Annotated in this window: 15 protein-coding genes and 1 pseudogene; 8 read left to right on the top strand and 8 right to left on the bottom strand. The window is 42.8% G+C overall.

What is annotated here, in order from left to right; translation table 11 throughout:
- Positions 1 to 845 precede the first annotated feature (845 nt).
- The 4 genes from E3K36_17170 to E3K36_17155 form a co-directional block, all read right to left on the bottom strand.
- Positions 846 to 1,556: a hypothetical protein gene (locus E3K36_17170; GenBank protein MCF6156921.1), complete on the bottom strand. Its 711-nt coding sequence runs from the start codon at positions 1,554 to 1,556 to the stop codon at positions 846 to 848.
- A gap of 136 nt (positions 1,557 to 1,692) precedes the next feature.
- Entirely contained in the window at positions 1,693 to 2,154 is a 462-nt protein-coding gene (locus tag E3K36_17165) for a hypothetical protein (protein ID MCF6156920.1), read from the bottom strand.
- A 268-nt stretch (positions 2,155 to 2,422) separates the two neighbouring features.
- Positions 2,423 to 3,130, bottom strand: coding sequence for a DUF72 domain-containing protein (locus tag E3K36_17160; GenBank protein MCF6156919.1), 708 nt, complete (start codon positions 3,128 to 3,130; stop codon positions 2,423 to 2,425).
- Positions 3,131 to 3,242: 112 nt separating this feature from the next.
- On the bottom strand, positions 3,243 to 3,785 hold the full coding sequence (locus E3K36_17155) for a hypothetical protein (protein ID MCF6156918.1): 543 nt from the start codon (positions 3,783 to 3,785) through the stop codon (positions 3,243 to 3,245).
- Positions 3,786 to 4,117: 332 nt separating this feature from the next.
- Here E3K36_17155 and E3K36_17150 point away from each other — a divergent pair, with 332 nt between their 5' ends.
- The 6 genes from E3K36_17150 to sugE all read left to right on the top strand — a co-directional run bounded on the left by E3K36_17150 (position 4,118) and on the right by sugE (position 12,663).
- Positions 4,118 to 5,545 (top strand): radical SAM protein, encoded by a 1,428-nt coding sequence (locus E3K36_17150; GenBank protein ID MCF6156917.1) that lies wholly within the window; start codon positions 4,118 to 4,120, stop codon positions 5,543 to 5,545.
- Positions 5,546 to 5,554: 9 nt separating this feature from the next.
- Positions 5,555 to 6,646: a type III polyketide synthase gene (locus E3K36_17145; protein MCF6156916.1), complete on the top strand. Its 1,092-nt coding sequence runs from the start codon at positions 5,555 to 5,557 to the stop codon at positions 6,644 to 6,646.
- A gap of 132 nt (positions 6,647 to 6,778) precedes the next feature.
- The gene (locus E3K36_17140) at positions 6,779 to 7,231 is read left to right on the top strand and encodes a nucleoside deaminase (GenBank protein MCF6156915.1); all 453 of its coding nucleotides are present in this window, start codon (positions 6,779 to 6,781) and stop codon (positions 7,229 to 7,231) included.
- 371 nt (positions 7,232 to 7,602) lie between these two features.
- The gene (mfd, locus tag E3K36_17135; protein ID MCF6156914.1) at positions 7,603 to 10,947 is read left to right on the top strand and encodes a transcription-repair coupling factor; all 3,345 of its coding nucleotides are present in this window, start codon (positions 7,603 to 7,605) and stop codon (positions 10,945 to 10,947) included.
- A gap of 49 nt (positions 10,948 to 10,996) precedes the next feature.
- Entirely contained in the window at positions 10,997 to 11,998 is a 1,002-nt protein-coding gene (locus tag E3K36_17130) for a hypothetical protein (GenBank protein MCF6156913.1), read from the top strand.
- 347 nt (positions 11,999 to 12,345) lie between these two features.
- On the top strand, positions 12,346 to 12,663 hold the full coding sequence (sugE, locus tag E3K36_17125) for a quaternary ammonium compound efflux SMR transporter SugE (GenBank protein MCF6156912.1): 318 nt from the start codon (positions 12,346 to 12,348) through the stop codon (positions 12,661 to 12,663).
- 184 nt (positions 12,664 to 12,847) lie between these two features.
- Here sugE and E3K36_17120 read toward each other — a convergent pair whose 3' ends face one another.
- Together E3K36_17120 and E3K36_17115 are read right to left on the bottom strand one after the other, a co-directional pair.
- Entirely contained in the window at positions 12,848 to 13,564 is a 717-nt protein-coding gene (locus E3K36_17120) for an outer membrane lipoprotein carrier protein LolA (GenBank protein MCF6156911.1), read from the bottom strand.
- Complete coding sequence (locus E3K36_17115; GenBank protein MCF6156910.1) at positions 13,545 to 14,156, bottom strand: HAD family hydrolase; 612 nt, start codon at positions 14,154 to 14,156, stop codon at positions 13,545 to 13,547. Before E3K36_17115 ends, E3K36_17120 begins: the two co-directional genes overlap by 20 nt.
- 968 nt (positions 14,157 to 15,124) lie before the next feature.
- Here E3K36_17115 and E3K36_17110 point away from each other — a divergent pair.
- Together E3K36_17110 and E3K36_17105 are read left to right on the top strand one after the other, a co-directional pair.
- The gene (locus tag E3K36_17110; GenBank protein MCF6156909.1) at positions 15,125 to 16,072 is read left to right on the top strand and encodes a hypothetical protein; all 948 of its coding nucleotides are present in this window, start codon (positions 15,125 to 15,127) and stop codon (positions 16,070 to 16,072) included.
- Positions 16,073 to 16,111: 39 nt separating this feature from the next.
- Positions 16,112 to 16,994, top strand: a pseudogene (locus E3K36_17105) (phosphorylase).
- 65 nt (positions 16,995 to 17,059) lie between these two features.
- On the opposite strand, the gene E3K36_17100 reads toward E3K36_17105, so the two are convergent.
- Positions 17,060 to 18,397 carry a DEAD/DEAH box helicase gene (locus tag E3K36_17100; protein MCF6156908.1) on the bottom strand — a complete coding sequence of 446 codons (1,338 nt, stop codon included), beginning with the start codon at positions 18,395 to 18,397 and terminating at the stop codon, positions 17,060 to 17,062.
- A 313-nt stretch (positions 18,398 to 18,710) separates the two neighbouring features.
- Positions 18,711 to 19,331: a hypothetical protein gene (locus E3K36_17095; GenBank protein MCF6156907.1), complete on the bottom strand. Its 621-nt coding sequence runs from the start codon at positions 19,329 to 19,331 to the stop codon at positions 18,711 to 18,713.
- Between the last annotated feature and the right edge of the window lie 229 nt (positions 19,332 to 19,560).

Below are 19,560 nucleotides of genomic sequence, written 5' to 3'. Positions count from 1 at the left end.
TTGTCTCGTTGTGGGCAAAATCGTTTGCTTGCCATTATTCCTTTGAATTCAAATAGTTATACTTATTGTGGCAGTTCATAAAACGTCACGTATTTAGTATTTTTTAGTTCCCGTGATAATCCCTGTTTAACATAAATATACCGAACATGTAGCATGGAATTTTCTTCGCTTTGATGGACAGCAGGGGTTGCCGTTGCGTTTGCTTATTATAACACAAACGAGTTGGGAAATAATTTATGATTTATAATAATGAATTTCAAAGTTGCGGTTGTAGAGCGAACTTCAGTTCGCTTGCATCCTATGCGAACTAAAGTTCGCGTTACGTTGAAAAACTGCCCAGGCCTAATTTAATTGTATAGAAAATTTATGCGGATTTGAGGTAGGGTGGATTAAGGCGTTGGTTTTTACGCCGAATCCACCAATATCATTTCCAGGAAGGTGGATTCGCTTTCGCTTAATCCACCCTACTTGTAATTTGATTGTATGGAAATTTTCATTTTATTTATGCGGATTTCCGGGATATATGGTAACCAATTATGTATTTACTTACATAATTGGCGGAAGAGTACCTCCCCTTCATCCCCTCCTTGCGAAGGAGGGGATGAAGGGGAGGTTATAATTTAAAAGGGGGAAAAAGGAAAATGGGGGAAAAATAAAATCTCAATCTGTTCCTGATTAAATTAGGCCTTCGGCTACTTTAAAAGTGTAGTGGCAATTCATGAACTGCCATTACGTGGCTGGTTTGAAATTTCGTAGCATTAAATTAGGCGTTCGGGAATTTTTCACAGCGTAGTGGCAAGGCGCGCCTTGCCACTACATATCCAGTTTTGAGAACTCCTTAGCATTTAATGAACCTCTTTTTTACACCCACATTCCATCCCCATTGGGCATATATCGCACTTTCGTTTCTTGCAATAGTCTTTTCCTAATCGTAAAAGTGCCGCCTCGAAGTCACAGAAGTCCTTGTCCTGGATCTTCTGGAGTGACCAGACCTTCTCAATGGCCGTTAAGGGTTCCTCGCCTGGCTTTATGAGGTCTACTTTTCTTGCAGCCAACACCACCAACTCAGAGGGCTTTGGCCTTGCCTTTGCCCATACATTACGAAGTTCTCGCAGGAATATATTTACCGTCACATCACCGATACCCTTTCCTAAACCTTTCAGGAGATTCTCGAGATCCTCTTCGTCTCTGGCTTTCTGGTGGAGCCTATTCAGATCACCATCGTAGTCTCTTATTAAATCCTCCATGATCTCCAGCAGTTTTGTTGCCGTGGAAAAGTCGTATCTCACATATCCTCCATCGTCCAATATCCTCACAAGCCCATCCCAGCCAGTCTCAAGAACCCTGTCCGGAGAGAGAACGTGGCACCTTTCAAATTCTTTATAGGTCTTTATGGCGATATTCGTACCTATGCGGGCGCCAAAGAGTTTTGAGGCGAGGAACCACTTGAATATTTCGGTGGATTTCCCTTTGGATAGATCGATCCCAAGTTCACTTGAGAATTTCCCGCCAAGTGCAGAAACGAGTTTCCTAATTGTGTCTTTTACATTTCCCATACTATGGTAATATTTGTGGGGAAAATATCAACTTAGTCACTAAAGTTCGCAAGCAACGAGGAAATGAAGCACTCAGATTGGTCTTACCTTGGTTAGCAAATATAAGCTCAGCGAGGTTTTCCGGGGATGTTTTTCCTTAAATTGCTGTTTTTCGGGATATTGCAAGAGCGGCATCTTTGAGAGTTACTTGCTTCCGATACGCCCAATCGACAATAGCCATCCATAGGAGTCCCAGCAAGGCAGTTCCTCCCGCTGCCAGCATTCCTGAAGTAATCCAGCCTATTGGACCAAAAAAATTGGTGACCTCTGCAATTATCCCGGATGCACTTTTAACAATCGCATACCCTCCCCCACCAGCCACAACAAGGAGTATCCCCGCCTTACCAAGGATTTCAAGGATGCTATGCTCAGAAATCCTTTCACTGAAGTACTCCTCATAAATCATCGCGCACATGACCATATCCGTGGCGATCAGGGCGATGTGTGATGGGATTTCAGCGCCTGGTTTTGGTGCCCCGCCAATGACAACATTACCTGCAGAAAATTCTGCAATTTTTAGTAGCGTCTTTCTGCGTTTTCCCCAAATGCTTTTAGACATGAGAAATCCTCCGTTTTTTAACAGTATAGTTTTACTTTGTAAAAATTCTTTTTTATAAGTATTTACTTCCCTTTAGTCCCCTCCTTCGCAAGGCTGGGATTATCTATGGTTGTGGCTATTCGAATTACAAATATTTCGCTCTTTGCAACCTGACATTTATTTACGTATAGCCTTAATTGTCTAAATATATACCATAAAATCACTCTTTGTCAAATTATAACAGGTCAGAAGATATTCAGATAAAAGTTGTGATTCATATTTTCAAAGTCTATCGAAAAAAGTTTTTGAATGTCAGTGCATCGTTGTACATGGAGATATTATTGAACATTACATAGATATTGATTTTCTCTTTCATAAAGTTCTTTAGTGTATTCATGTCCTCTTGTGTGTATTTATATCGATAACCACCGATGCCATGCAAGCGATAGTAACAGATGCTTCCAAAGATTGGTTTTGATTTAAAAGGGTCTACACAATGGATGAGATTGAGTTCCTGACAAAGGATTTCTATCTCCTTTTCATCCCATTTCCCCCTTGGTTCCCAGGCAAAGATATACGTATCTGTTTTCATGGAAAAGAAGAATCTTTTCAGGTTACTCTTATTTTCTGCTGTGGGTTCAAAGGAGGCAGGACATTGAAATACAATGACCTTTGCATGTAATGCATCAGCGATTTCCTTTATCTTTTCCCAGGCTGCATATACCTCATCAGTTGGTTTAAATGAACCGTAATTCTTTTCTTTTGATTGAGGAATTTTTATCTTCAGCCTTCGATATGTTGGAGAACTTGGCTCATGGGTTATTAATTGCCATGCCTTCAATGTATATTCAAAATCAGGAGGAGCTTCCTTGCGCCATTTCTGGACGGTTGACAAGAGAGGTGGTTGGTAAAAGGTCTGCTGGAGTTCTACGACCCTGAATGTATCGAAGTATTTTTGCCTTGCAACGGGGAAACCGCAGCAACCAATTTGTATCATAATCTTTTGGAACCACAGATTTCGCAGATTACACAGATTATTTCAATTTTATCCATACTGGTTGATATCAGCGTACTACTGTGAAAATCGGTGTCCTAAATTAATTCTTTCTCTATTTGAGTTTCACCATACACCCGGAACAGAAGTCTGGTCCCTTTATATCTGTATCTCTGAGGGAATTGGAAAAGTGCATTATGCACTTCGGATCTTTGCAGTGACCTAATCCGTAAGTATGCCCGATCTCATGGATCGCCTCTTTTAATGTCCGCAGCAAAAAGAGATTTTCATTTTTCGGTAGCCCATAATACTCCTGGCGGAGTCTCGCGAGTGATATGATGCATACTTTGTCTGCAATAAGCGCCTCACCAAAGACGAAATTCAATTCCGGCACGTATAAATCAGTATCGATAATGCCAAGAACCCACGCATCCCTTACCTTTAGCCCCCTTAGCCTTTCCAGAATCTTTGTAGAGTGATATTGATTTCTCCCGGGATTAAAGGCATATTGTGGAAGAGGTTCAGCTTTATTTACCTGTATATGAAAGCCCAACCTTTGGGCTAGTTCAATATGCAGGAAATGCAAGACTTCTTTTGGTACCGGGCCAAATGGGACGATGAAAAGTACTTTTGTTTTAGATGCTTCTCCAATTCGCATAGATAAATTATATCAGAAGTACCAAAAAAATAATTGAAAAAAGGCGAAAGAATAAATAAATGTAAAGAAAAATATTTTTATTCCGATCATTTTTTTGTTGCGGCGGCATGATGACTATGGTTAAGCTATCACAATAACAATTATGATAAGACGGAGACCATGATCCTTTTCCTTTCTTACGGATTTGCCACTCAAATTATCATGCCACCATGTCATGAAAGGGGCTTTGTTTTTTCAAATACTTCAGCATTATTTTGTAAAAATGGGTTGTTTTTTATGTAATGGACATCTTTGGATAATGAAGGGGAATTGAGAGGCATTAAATAAAGCATGTGAATATCCTTATTGTCATTACCAATCGTTATAGGAACCCTGTACCTGTGATGCCGGTTGGTGCATGCTCAGTGGCTGATGCTGTTGAGAAGGCGGGTCACAGGGTTAGGGTATTGGACTTGATGTTTGAGCAAGACCCTTTGAGTGCCATGGAAAAGGAACTTGAAAAGTTAAGCCCGGATATAGTGGGTCTCTCGGTTCGAAACATCGATAATAATGATATGCAAAATCCGGTAGCGTTTTTTAAAGATTTGAAACCACTGGTAGATAGTATTCGAAGCAGGACGCAAGCAACTCTCGTCCTCGGTGGTTCTGCGGTTGCAGTAATGCCCGAAGAATTACTTCGCTACACAGGGGCAGACTGGGCGGTATTGGGAGACGGAGAAGTTGTTTTTCCGGAATTATTAAAAGCACTTTCACAAGGCAGGATACCCGATAGGATGCCGGGTATTGCATGGCGAGAAGACAATATCATAAAAAAAAATTCAGGTGCAGCAGTCCGTTTTTCGGATGGCTGTCTGGTCCCCAATTTTCACCGCTGGATTAATATACATGCCTATATATCCAGGATGTCTACTGTTCCCGTCCAGACAAAGCTTGGATGTCACTTCAAATGTGTATACTGTACGTATAGAAAAATTGAAGGGCATGATTATCGTTTGTCTGCTTCCGAGAGTGTGGTCGATACTATTCAGCATCTTGCAGCACTGGGGCTAAGAGATATCGAGTTCGTTGATAATGTGTTTAATTCTCCGTATGATCATGCATTGGCTGTATGTGACGGTCTTGCAAAAGTTCGACCCGATGTTCGTCTCCAGAGCCTTGAATTGAATCCGCTTTTTATAGACGATGACCTTCTTGCAGTAATGGAGAAAGCAGGTTTTGTTGGTATCGGTATTACCGTTGAAAGTGCATCAGGTACTGTTTTAGAAGGACTCAACAAAGGTTTTACCGTGGAAGATGTATTTAACGCAGCCCGAATCATTCAGCGTCACAAGTTACCCTGTTTATGGATATTTATGCTTGGGGGGCCGGGTGAGACCGAGGCGACTGTGCAGGAAACGCTCCTCTTTGCAGAACGCTTCATACGTCCGGGAGACGTTGCATTTTTCAATATGGGGATACGTATTTATCCTGGTACGGAACTCGAACAGATAGCACGGAGACAAGATGTTCTGGCACTTTCCACTGAAGAAATGCTGGAACCTGTATTTTATTTTTCTCCTTCCCTTGATCTGGACTGGCTGAAAAGTGCTTTGTGCAAGGTAATGGCTGCGCATATGAACTATATCAACTCAAATACCATTGGGTTCTCATTTCTGCCAATAATGAATCGTTTGGGATACAGATTGGGAGTCAAGCCTCCTCTCTGGAAGCACACACGTTTTATTCGGCGCGGGCTCAGATTTTTTGGAATGGACGTATAAAATACTTTGATGACGAATAATGATAAAAGGTTATCCCTGAACTCTGCGAATGGGAAGGCTCGCATAGCATCGATTGCAGTTGCAACACCACCTTACACAGTGAATCAAGCCCAGGCAGGCGCATTTCTCGTAAAACACTACTCGGATAAACTGAGTCCTAAAAGTTTGGCGATTTTGCGAAAGATTTTTGCTCATCCCAGCGTATCACGAAGACATCTTGCGGTTGATGATCTTGCATGTCTTGTTAATGAACACCCGGATAACCGCATTGCCCGCTACACACACTGGTCAGTTAACCTTGCGTCTCAGGCAATTGTTAATGCTTTAACACTGATTGGATTGACAATGGAGGATGTGTCAGGATTGGTTGTTAATACTTGCACTGGCTACATTTGTCCTGGTATATCGACTTATCTCATTGAAAAGTTGGGTATGTCAGACAAGGTACGAGCCCATGACCTTGTTGGTAGTGGTTGCGGGGGCGCAGTTCCAAACTTACAGATATGCGAAGATATGTTAAAAGGGTCTGGCGAAGGAGTAATCGTAAGCGTTTCAGTGGAGATCTGCAGCGCTACATTTCAGATGGAAGATGATTTAAGTTTAATAGTATCGAATGCAATCTTTGCCGATGGTGCGGCCGCCTCTGTGCTCTGGAGATATCCGGAGGGATTGACATTGATTGACTCTGCCAGTCGTTATGAACCCCGGCATCGTGATAATATTCGCTACGTTTACAGGAATGGGCAACTCCACAATCAGCTTTCCGTTTCCTTGCCGGAGATAGCAAGTAAGGCGGTTGCCCAGGTAGTGACGGACCTGTTGAAACCGAAGGGACTGCGGATTGAGGATATTAAACATTGGGCCTTCCATCCGGGAGGTGAAAAGATAATCAATGCAATCAGAAATGAAATAGGACTTTCTGAAACTCATCTGCATGCAACCCGTGATGTTTTAGCAAGGTATGGAAATATGTCTTCACCAACAGTATTTTTTGTTCTACAAGAGATCATAGATAGGGGCGGTATTCAGCCCGGGGATTTGTGTGTAATGGTTGCCTTTGGTGCGGGGCTTTGTGCCCATGCTTGTCTTCTCAAGGCATAGTTAACTATGCCCTTGTGGTAATGTCAAGCGTGAGCCTCAATTATTAACTTTAATTTGTATTCTATTGATACGAAAATGGTAAAATCAGACCTGTAAAGATTTATGAAGATGACCAACGTAGATGAAAAATTCATGAGACTTGCCATAAGCAAGGCACGACAGGGCATTGAAAATGGGCAAACACCCTTTGGGGTATGTATAACAAAGGAAGGGGAGGTTGTCAGTTGCGTTCATAATATTGTTTGGGAAAGTATGGACATCACTGCACATGCTGAGATTCACGCAATCAGAGAAGCCTGCAAGAAATTGAATACCGTAGACCTGTCCGGCTGTATTGTTTATTCTACCTGCGAACCGTGTCCCATGTGTTTTAGTGCCTGCCACTGGGCAAAAATTTCGAAGATTATTTATGGTGTACGGATAGAGGATGCAAAAAAAATAGGATTTAGTGAACTGACCATTTCGAATTGGGAAATGAAACAATTCGGTAACAGTCCAATAGAAATTGTTGGAGATTTACTTCGGGAGGAAAATTTAGAACTTTTTGAATTTTGGTTCAAACGAGAGGATAAACGAGTTTATTGATATTACAGGTAACTGACTATGCTGGTATTATAGTCAGCGGCAATAATTGGTGTACAAATCCCCTTAGCTTCTTTGCTAATGCTGTTTGTAGAGCGAAGAGACTCTTCGCTCTACACTGAAAAGTTGCCAGGCCCCAGGGCTGGTTCAATCTTTCCAGATTGAACCAGCGAAGACTGTCATTACGAGCGGTAGCGAAGCAATCCATGTGTGAGATTGCTCCGTTGCTCTGCCCCGTGCAATGACAACTTATTTTTGAAAGATACTAACCATTCTTGAGTTCATTCGTGAGTTCTCTCCAAAATACCGTAATTTTACAGTATAATTTCTGATGACAATTTAGCTTTTAAAATTCTTATTGTTGTGTTCTGTTAATGGTGGGTCTTCTCGACAAGTTACAAAAAAATAAACAACTCAGGGAGATTGTATGTCATCTTCGCGAAGGAATGGATTGTTCTGTCAACGGATTATGGGGATCATCTGCATCTTTCTTTATAGCGGCGATTGTCAAAGAACGGGTAAGGATGACCCGTGCGGTACCCAAGGTACTTTTGGTTGTATCCAGTATTGAAGAAGCTGAGGAAGATACTGAAGACTTAAATACTTTTTTTTACGGCCATGCCAGCCTCTTTCCCGCCAACGAAAACATTTTTATGGACGACTTCGAAGATGAGGATGATACACCGGCGCGGAGGCTTCAAATTCTCAACCAGATACTTCATGGCGACGTTCATGAAGGTAACAAACTGGATATTATCGTAGCACCCATCCAGGCTCTTCTGCAACCCGTGCCATCTTCCAGATCCATTTCTGAGAATATTCTGAGAATTCGGAAGAATAGTGAATACCCCCTGGAAAAGCTCATTGCGTGGCTGCAGGAGCATCACTACCGGTTGACCGGCCAGGTTGAAAATGCTGGGGAATATGCCTTACGGGGGGGTATTATAGATATTTTTCCTTTTGCCTCAGACGTTCCTTGCCGTATCGAATATTTTGGAGACGAAATTGAATCTATTCGCGGATTTCATGTTGAGTCTCAGCTCTCCGATCGGGAATTAGGTACTTGCCAGATACTATCGCTTGATAAAATTTATAATACAATGAGTTATAATCAAATTACTTTCCCTTGTGAAGGGAGAGAAAAAGAGGGGGGAAAACTGGCTAAAAAAGGGGATTGTACCGAAACTCCCCCGAATCGATCAGGACATGAAAAAACATCTCTCCTGGCTTACCTCAGTAAAGATACCTGGATTTTCCTTAAAGAACCTGTAAGTATAGAGGACCGGGCACAGAAAGTGTTGGACAGTGTGGACGAGAATGCGGCATTGTTCAAAACTGATGAAATCTTCCGTTTTTTCAGCGCTTTTAGAAAGATGACCTTATCGAAATTGCCCCTGGCATTAAACAACGGGGATTATACATTTCAGGTTAAATCAGCAGATAATTTTCCCCAGCATATTCAGGAGATCACATCAGAACTTGGCAAGGTGATTGAGGCTAATGACCGTACAGTTGTATTTTGTAACAATAAGGCCGAGGAACAGCGGTTTCATGAGATTATCAATAGTTCAGGTATGAATGGTAATGGCCGGTTAGCGTTGCGTATAGGTCATCTTAGTTGTGGTTTCCAGTTTTCTGATATCCGGATAGCTTTTCTTGCGCATCACGAAATCTTTCATCGTTATCAACAGCGCCGTGAGTCAAAAAAACCTGTTCATGCCAGGGCAATAGATTCCTTTCTTGACCTGAAAAAAGGGGATTATGTAGTACATGTAAGCCACGGCATCGGACGTTTTCTGGGTATGGAAACGCTGGAAGATAAAGGGCATACAAGAGAGTATCTTGTGTTAGAGTTTGATGAGGGAACAAAGATATATGTACCTGCAACGAAGATTGAGCTGGTACAGAAGTATATTGGCAGTTCTGACCACAGACCCAGGCTCGATAAGATCGGTTCCAAATACTGGGAGGTTCGAAAGAAAAGAGCAGAGAATGCAATTGCTGACGTTGCCAGCGATTTACTGCATATGCAGGCGTTGCGAAATGTGAAGGAGGGTATTGCCTACCCGGCAGATACGGAATGGCAGAGGGAATTTGAAGAATCATTTATTTACGAAGAAACTCCTGACCAACTTCAGGTCATAGAAGAAATAAAGCGCGACATGGAGTCGAAAAGGCCTATGGATCGACTCATCTGTGGTGATGTGGGGTATGGGAAAACAGAGCTTGCGATGCGGGCTGCCTTCAAGGCTGTAATGCACGGAAAACAGGTGGCTGTGCTGGTTCCCACAACTATTCTTGCACAGCAGCACTATGCTACATTTTCAGAACGCATGGCCGATTATCCTGTTAAGATAGGTGTGTTAAGCAGGTTTAAGACGCGCAGGGAACAGAAGGAAACACTGGAGAAGGTGGCTGCCGGTTCTATAGATATTCTCATCGGTACCCACCGGCTTTTGCAGAAAGATGTCTATTTTAAAGACCTTGGTCTCGTGATTATTGACGAAGAGCAGCGATTTGGGGTCGAACACAAGGAACGGCTTAAAAAATTGCGACAGATGGTAGATGTGCTTACTTTGACGGCTACGCCAATCCCGAGAACTCTTCATATGTCGCTGATGAATATTAAAGATATCTCCTTGCTTCATACACCGCCATTGGGCAGACAGGCAGTTCATACAAAAATTATTCGATTCGATTCGGAGCGCATCCGTCAGGCCATCAGACTGGAACTCAACCGTGATGGTCAGGTGTACTTTGTTCATAACCGTGTGTATAATATCGAACGTATTGCCAGGACGTTATCCGGGATTGTGCCGGAGGCAAGGATCATGACGGTTCATGGACAGATGGATGAAAGACTTATGGAACAAAGGATGCGCGAATTTGTAGAAGGTCGTGCCGATATCCTGGTGTCCACGACGATCATTGAATCAGGTCTGGACATTCCAAACGTCAACACGATATTTATCAATTGTGCCGATACGTTCGGTCTCGCTGATCTGCATCAGTTGCGGGGAAGAGTGGGTCGATACAAACATCATGCATATGCCTATATTATCTTACCCATCGACCGGCCGATTACCCCTGAAGCAGAAAAACGCGTGAAGGCTATTGAGGAATTTGCTGAATTGGGTGCAGGGTTTCGGATTGCTATACGTGATCTGGAAATCCGTGGTGCCGGGAATATCCTGGGAACAGAGCAGCATGGCCATATTGCTGCTGTAGGGTATGAGATGTATTGCCGGTTATTGGAATTGGCGGTGAGAAAGGCAAGGCATGAACCGATAAGCGAGCCCCTGGATGTTTCCATTGATCTTGATCTGGAATCTTTTATTCCCAATAATTATATCCGGGAGGATGCTTTAAAAATGGATATCTACCGGAGGCTGAATCGTTCCATTACCTCGGAGGAGGTAAGGTCTATTGCAGATGAAATAACAGACCGCTTTGGTAATTTACCTTATCCGGTAAGAAACCTCCTTTCTGAGAGCGAATTAAGGATTATTGCCCAGCAATCGAAAATTCGTTCTATGGTAAGGGTAGATGGTGTTTTAATTATACAGGTTGCTGATTTGAAAAAAGCGGAGACAAGTTTGTATAAACTGAAAAAGCATATCCGTGTTATCAACAAAGACACCTTGCATCTGAGACTTCCCGAAAAAGAAATGCCGTCAGAGGATTTACTGGAATTTCTGAAAAAAACTATTAAAATTTAGAAGAAAACGATAAAATGATATCTCCAAATCTTTTATAAGGGGATGTATCATGAAAATGTTGATACGATATAGCATAGCGGTTTTGTCTGTTTTTTTTATTAAGTTTTCCGTTTCATATGGGGCTGTGAGCGATTTGAGCGGAAACAGCATTAATTCTATTAAGGCCATTGTGGGCGATGAGATAATTACCCAGGGAGACATTGTCAGACGTGCGGCAGTAGCCATTAAAGAAGCGCAAGAAAGATATAAAGAAAAGGAGTTTCTTGAGAAAGTTGACGAAATATTGAAGGATACGCTGGAAGAATTGATTAACAGAAAGGTTCTGATTAAAGAGGCGCAGCGGATATTCGGTACGGATATGATGCAAATGAAAGAGGTCGAAAAAGACCTTGACTCTTTCATGAAAGGGGCCGTTAAGAATGTGGGTTCTTTATCAAAATATTATGAAATTGCTGAGTCCCAGGGGATAAATCCTATCGAAAAGAAAAACGAGCTCAAAGAAGACATTATGATAGACAAGATTATGAAGGAGAATGTCTATAACAAGGTTAAAGTCCAGCCTAAATTACTAAGGCGCTATTATACGGAAAATATTGACGAATTCCGGCAGAAGAAAGAGGTGAGCTTACGACATATCATGATTAAATTCTCAGCTCATAACAATAGTAAAGAAGAAACCTTTTCTGTAGCACAAAATGTAATGAATCGGATTAAAAAAGGTGAGGACTTTTCAGCGCTGGCCAAACAATACTCTGATGGTCAGAAAGCAGAAAACGGTGGCCTGTGGACTTTTGAGGAAGTCAACGAATTAAGGAAAGACCTCCGGGATGCCGCTTATAATTTAAAGGATAATGAATGTAGCAAAATTATCGAATCTCCTGTTGGATATCATATCTTCAAAATGGAACTTATCAAGCCTGAGAAAGTACAGGAATTTGAAACAGTACAGGAGGAAATTTACAAAAAAATTTATCGTGAAGAAATTAGTAGATTAAAAAACCAGTATTTAAACAGTCTGAAGGCTGGTGTCTTTGTTAAGGTTATTAATTAAAATGTTTTTCGTCATGCTTTGACTATTTCAATACCCGTTCTTTGCGACTTTGAGGTATGGCAATGGTAATATTGGCAATAATCCCTAATCGTTTTGTTCTCAGGGGTGGGGCAGAGTAAAAGTACGTCATGACAGTCGCAATGGCCGCCGTCATGAAACATCGCCGGTTTACCAATCCCGCAGGATTGAGGTAGCAATTATATAATGGAAATAATAATGCATTACAATTTATTTTAGCATTGTAATTATGAGAATTTTTATTTTAAAATAAAGGTTTTATCGGAAAAAAATTCCACGATAGACAGACTTTTTCTGTGTATTTTTATCGTTTTCTCTCCATGTCAAATATGAGTTGGATTATTTTGCTTATAGCAGGTGTCTTTGAAGTTGTCTGGGCTGTTGGACTGAAATATACTCACGGCTTTACACGGCTATTGCCGTCAGTGGTGACTGCATTTGCCATGATAATGAGTTTTGTGCTCTTAGGCATCGCGGCACGTGGCCTTCCTATCGGTACTTCTTATGCGGTATGGACTGGTATCGGCACCATTGGAACAGTGGTAGCAGGTATATTCCTGTTTCATGAGCCTCGTGACTGGGGTCGTATTTGTTGCATTCTATTTATTCTCTCAGGTGTGGCTGGTCTCAGGATACTTGGCAGGTAACGTTAACAAATCTACCTGAATCAGGACTGTGGCTTTGGTACGTTTTGCCGACCGGCCGGTTAATACAAATGAAATTGCCGTACAAAAATTAAGGATAAACCATCAGGCAGCAGAAATGCCGCGTTCGTGTTTTGGGAGGTTGTAATCAAGATTCCTGGGTTGCTTTGCCCTATTTGTACAAGCTTTATTTAAATGGTTCGATAACCTCGACCCCTCTTGGTACTTTGAATATGAACAGCTTGTCGGACATGCTCTTGTTCAGCTTAATGTTTTTCAGCTCGATGACATTAACCACTTCGCCCTCGCTCTCGTACAGTTCTATCCTGCCCGGCAGCCAGAATCCGTCCTCTACCCACAGGCGGATATTGGAATATTGGGATTTTGGTTCTTTGGGTACTAAATCCAGGATATAAAACCGTTTTTTACCGACTTCCTTTGTTTCCCGCAGGGTAATTGTATAATCTTTTTTTGCAGATTCCACAGATTCTCCGTAACCAAATTCAAAGAAACTGAGCCCCTGCGAGGACTGCTTGCTTTGATTCATTTCATATTTTTCTACCTGCTTCTCTGCCGGGTGATATACCCATACATATTTCCCGTCCACAACATTTATCTCATTGCGGGGTGGGTAAAATTTCAGATACAGCCTTTTGGGTTTTTTGTAATGCATCTCTCCCTGTGATGTTTCGGTAGATTCAAGCAGGGTGATGGTGCGGGTAAACGTTACATCCGCCTTCAGGGTCTTGAATGCATTATTGGCCTTATCTATCTCTGAGAGGATATCGTCGAGGTTTTTTGCTACAGAAGCTGCCATCGAAAAGGCCAGCCCATGAAAAAAGATACTACCCGTGATGAAGAGGGTAAATAAAATGAACTTGTTTCTATTCACTGCGTCCTCCATTCAAATCTGTGCTCATTTTTTCAAAATGCTCGATTATGTGGATGACTTCCCGGATACTATTTATTTCAAAGTCAGGAGATATTTCCGTTTCTACGTACTCTGCATAGCGCAGCAGGGCTGTCTTGGTTCCCGCTGCCTTACCGCACATGATATCATACTTGTAATCACCCACCATTAACAAGTGATCGGTATGGATATCCATCCTTTTGCTTAGCAGAAAAATTGGATCAGGGGCTGGTTTTGGTTTGGTATCTTCCCGGCTCACGATAAATTCAAAATGCAAATTGTGTTTACGAAGCACCGTATTCACCGATTTGCGGGAATTACGGGTTAAAAGCGCCTTTTTTAACTGTTTTTTGGAGACAAATTCAAGCATTTCCAGTACCCCTTCATTGAGTTCGGACTCCATTGCCGCCTGTGCCTCATAACGTTCAAGGATTTCCAGCGCCCTTTGCCGCTCCTCAGGGCTTGACTTTTCTGCATAATCGATGATAAACCCCACTTTTGCGCCGATTTCCCGTTCAAGGGCTGCGAAGTCAACATTTGGTTTCGTGAGCGTGCCGTCCATATCGAATATTATTCCGCGTAACATAGTGGTCTTTCTTTTTCTTTTATTTATGTGTTTTAATATTTCTTTGATTTTATCAATAATTTCAAGGCAATCAAGAGATTTTCATTGTTGTTTTATGCAACAGGGCATTGCCCTGTTGCATGGATGGGTACGGCATAAGTACGACATATGGTTTTCGTAGGTTAAGCCTTATGCCCCTGATGCATGGATTAATGAAGATTATAGGGACGAGAAAGATAACAATAGTGGTCGTGTGGGCTACGAAATCAACTTCAACCGTTATTTCTACAAATACCAGCCCCCACGTTTTCTGGAAGAAATTGACAATGATATTGAATCGGTGGAAAAGGATATACTGGATATGCTAAAAAGTTTGAAGTCATGAAGCAAGCCTGCCCACCCCCTTAATCCTCCGCCAGCGGGGGACAGTTGTTGTCCACCGCTGGCGGGGGTGCAGGGGGTGGATGTCTGTCATGAGATATATTTTTAAAAGTCGCCGAATACTTAATGAAATATAAAATATTTTATAAAGAACAGCTAAAGAAGGCAGGAAAAACAGGCAGGCAGATATGGAATTTTGAGATTAAAAAACAAAATTTCTGATGTTCCCGCATTCATCAGATCAAATTAACATCGTTAGGATTCTAAATCCTGACAGTGCTCTGGGAAATAATTTTTGAGGCATAAGTAGAGTTCGGCCTAACGTATGACTTATTAATGCTTTGTGGTATATTATGCGCTTGACTCATTCCCTTACTCTTAGTATTAATTGTTTTGTGACTTAAAAGGTGCCTTTTATTTTGACCACTATCAGGTCAGATGTATTGGAGAAATTGAATAATACCGGAATCTCGTTTGACTGAGTTCACGACAAGGTCTGCCTTATCGTATGGATTCTTGTCTCCTGGATAAAGCAAGATGCCTATCTCAAAGAAATCCCTGAAACTACTCCCACTACCTTTAATGAATGCAATCAGGAGGAAAGTACTATGCAATTGTTGAAAGAAGAAGAAGAATTAGTCTATCGCATAACACAACTGCTTGAAGTGCCACGGACAATCAAATCTCTTAATCAGGATGAGATTTCCCTCAATGATATACAGTGGCTGCTGGCAAGTCCGAATGCCGATTTGTCGATGTTTGGATTGTATGTGTTATCGTTACTTCCCGAGGGCATGGATTTGACGAAACTAAAAGAGAACGAGGCAAGCGCCAGGAATTATGTGCGTTTTCTCATTGCAGAGAAGTCTGTTGATCTCACGCGGAATATTGCTACTGATGAGTCAGCCAGACATCCATCACTCCTTCGTAATTTTGAAGAGCTGAGTGCAAGGCTGATTCCGCCATTTCAAAAGACGGCAAAGGCTGAACAGAGACAGGAGATGACGATTATTATTCATGGTACCTGGGCTGCCACGAGCGACTGGTGGCAGCGCGGTGGTAATTTCTGGAATTACGTCAATGGAATAACTGGTAACGTGTATGGTGGAAAGGATGCATTCTCCTGGACAGGAGCTAACAACCATAAGGAGAGAATCAAGGCCGCAAACGATCTTGTCCGCTGGGTTGGGCTTCATCCCTGCACGAACCTCGATATCATTGCGCACAGTCATGGCGGTAATGTCGGCTTTTTTGCCACGCGACTTGGTTTGAAAATAAGAAAGTTAATTACGCTTGGCACACCCGTTCGTTTAGAGTATCTGCCCGATCTCCGTAATATCGGAATGCTCTATAACCTTTTCTCTGCAACAGACTTTGTTCAAACTCCCGCCGGTACATTTCCAAACAAACGGGGTGAGGGCAGAACCCTTAGCGATGGCATGACAATGATTAATCAAATCGTTACTGATGATGGACATGGGGGACAGCCTGGTCATTCTGAGTTACACGAGCCAGATATATGGAAAGCGAATCATCTCGAAAATCTCTTAAAGTAACGAGAGACTCTCGGTAGTTTTTAATTCTCTTTAAAACAAATGAAATACGATTTCCATGTACCAATTGCCATAATTGGGGGCAGTCAGGCTTATGACCTGCTCCAGAGCGGCTGTATCCAGGGGAAAAGGATTGGTGAGATCCAGACACCCTTTGGACCTTCGCAATCGATATATCATATTCAGGACATATCGGGTGAAATGCTTTTCCTTTCGAGGCATGGAGAAAAGGGATACAGCCTCACAGCGCCTTTTGTCAATTACCGGGCGAACATCTATGCCCTCAAAGAACTCGGAGTGAAACAGATTATTTCATGGTCAGGCCCGGGGGCTATGAATACATCATATCAAATCGGTGAATATGTCATTATTGACGATGTCGTGGATGAGACACACGGCAGGGAATCTACGTTTTATAAAAATCGGGGTATAGGATTTATCCGCCAGTCACCGGTCTTCTGTGCGACATTACGGGAATGTATCAAAAATTCATTAAAAAACCTAAAAATTAATTTTTCCGATAAGGGTACATACGTATGCACTCAGGGCCCCCGTCTGGAAACACCCGCGGAGATAAGAAAATATAAGTCCTATGGGGGTGACCTGGTCGGTATGACCCTTGTGCCAGAAGTCTTTCTCGCCAGGGAACTGGAGTTGTGTTATGCCGCCATCTGCTATGTCACCAACTACGCAGAGGGTGTAGTTGACAGGCCGTTCAAGGCCGGAGAATTATTTGAAGGACTCTCCAGCGATGCCGACCGTAAGGCCGTAGAAAACGCCGTATCCCGTTTTCCTATTGTCATAAAAGAGATTGCAAAAAATATAGTACAGCAAAGAGCACTATGCCAGTGTCAATCTTTGATGGAACGCTATAAAAGACGGGGATATCGGGCCAGATTGGCATAATTGGATAACCGATGCGTAAAAACACCCGGTGATACCTGGAAAATTGGTTCAACAGAGTGAATAAATATTGTGACATCGCCGATATCAACGCGCACCGTGCGGATGGTGCGATCGACGTGCCGGCGAATCGGTTGTTCGAGATACTTTCGGATGTCGCCGTTTCGTTGCCCGTATAGCTGACACCATTTGTCGGGTAGTGGATCCGAAGGCGGCTGATTTTTGCGACCTGGTCCGCCTTGCTGCGATCTGTTTATGGCGGTGCTGCGATTGATGGCGTGCAACCTCTGCCTTCTGCACTGGCGCAGTGTAATTGAAGTCTTTCAGGGTGCGGCGCTCCAATTTTAGGCCAAGGGCGTTCTCCACGGCGCGTACCATGGATGCATCCTCCCGTGTGATAAGGGTAAACGCATCGCCGGTTTTGGCTGCACGGCCGGTACGGCCAATGCGATGAGTATAGGCTTCTGCGGTGTCGGGTATGTCGTAGTTAATTACGTGAGAAATCCTTGAAATATCGATACCCCGGGCGGCGATATCAGTTGCTACCAAGATTTTGAACGAGCCGTTACGGAAACCTTCGAGAGCGGCTTGACGCTGGTTCTGTGATAGGTTGCCCTGCAGCGAAGTCGCGCAATACCCTGCTTTTTCTAGTCGATGTGCTACCTGTTTGGCACGATGCCTGGTACGCGTAAAAACGAGTACCGATTCCGTATCTGTGTGTTGCAAAATCTCCATCAGCAGCGCAGTTTTGAGGTGCTGATCGACCGGATACAACGCATGTGAGACTGTGGTTAATGGTATCGTGTGGTCGATTTGTACCGTAACCGGATCACGCAGGATGTCGTGTGCCAGACGACGGATATCATTGGGCATGGTAGCAGAGAAAAACAGTGTTTGCCGCTCTGCCGGCAGGTACTTTAATATCTTCCGGATATCCGGCAAAAATCCCATATCAAACATACGGTCTGCCTCGTCCAGCACAAGTACTTCCAGGTGTGATACATTGATCGTGCCCTGGCCAATATGATCAAGCAGGCGGCCGGGGCAGGCCACGGCGATTTCTGCTCCACGACGCAGTTTCTGGATTTGGGGGTTTATAGCCACGCCTCCATAGATGGTAACACTACGTAATCCAGTTTGCCGGCCCAGCCCTCCAATGGTCTCGTGTATTTGCTCTGCCAGTTCACGCGTGGGTGCGATTATGAGGGCACGAAGGCGTCCGCGCTGTCCCTGCATCAGACGCTGCAAAACCGGCAACACGAACGCAGCAGTTTTGCCTGTTCCGGTCTGGGCCAGGGCCATAATATCGCGTCCCTGAAGAATTGATGGAATAGATTGACGTTGTACCGGTGTCGGTATCGTGTAACCGAGTGCCTGTATGCCAGCCGCAATATGCGGATGAAAATTAAACGTTTTAAAATTCACTGAAACTCCTTATGGTTAAAATATGAGCCAGTTCACTTCTGTTCGTGGCTCTCTAATAAATTATAATACAATTGGTGTTTGTAGCGTCCAAAACTACTTGACCAGGATTCTTCAAAAGTTGACAGATAACGATTTGTAGGTGAGTTGTGAAGGGATAATAAGATGTGCGTATTATATGCAGCAGTTATTTGAAAACCTCTGTTATCAACTACAATTTCGCTGAATTATTTTATGAATATACCATATTATACAGAAAATTACTGATAAGAAAAGAAAATATTGAAAAATATGGTGAAGAAAGAAACATAAGGTCTTAATGTATCATGAGAGATATTATTCCTATGAGGATTAGTATGCCTCCGATGATTTCCTTTTCGTAATCTTCGATGCCGCAGAGGTTGATTTTCTTTACACCGGTGTAGGCCAGGGTGGTCAGCACTAACATGCCTGAGACGGTTGTTGCTGACAGGATGATTGAGAGTAACAGGAGCGTGCTCCAGCTGAAGGTACTGGCGGCCAGAAAGAGAGGTAACGCAGCGACACAGGGTGATGAGCTTAACATCGCGAATAATGAGAGGGCAATGGTCTTGTCCGAGAATTTCGAGTGATTATGGTTGTGCGTACCATGCCTTAATCTTCCTACGATGACAAAGGTAATACCGAGTACGATTAAGATAATTCCCGCCAGTGGTTCTGCAATGGTTTCAGCATACTTGGTTATGTGAAAACCAAGAAATGCGATAATGAAACCAAGGATGGTTGTCGTTATGGAATGACCCAATCCTGCGATTGCAGTGATAAAGATGGTCCTCATCAGGCTCCACTTTTGCCCCTTTCCTATTAGTGCAAAGGGCATCCAATGATTCGGCATTATGGCATGGGTCAAGGCGATAAAGAAGGTTGCCCCGATAAGACTGATTGCTGTATTGTGCATGAATAAAGGCCTTTAACCATAGAGGTCGCAGAGAAAAAAGTTTAAATGGTATAGTTAAGCTTTACGACAACAGAAAAATGATACATGAAAGATAAAATGTAAAACCTAAATTCTGCAAATGATTTTCGCGTAGCAAAAATCGGCCTTCCATAATACCCTTACTACGCAAAAATCAATAATAAACTTCAATATTTGGCGGTTTGCGGAGTTACCCGGTGGCGTTATAGGC

The sequence above is a fragment of the Candidatus Brocadia sp. genome, assembly GCA_021646415.1.
Classification (GTDB): domain Bacteria; phylum Planctomycetota; class Brocadiia; order Brocadiales; family Brocadiaceae; genus Brocadia.
The sequence above is the reverse complement of the archived record's forward strand: the minus strand, read 5'-3'. Positions and strand labels throughout refer to the sequence as shown.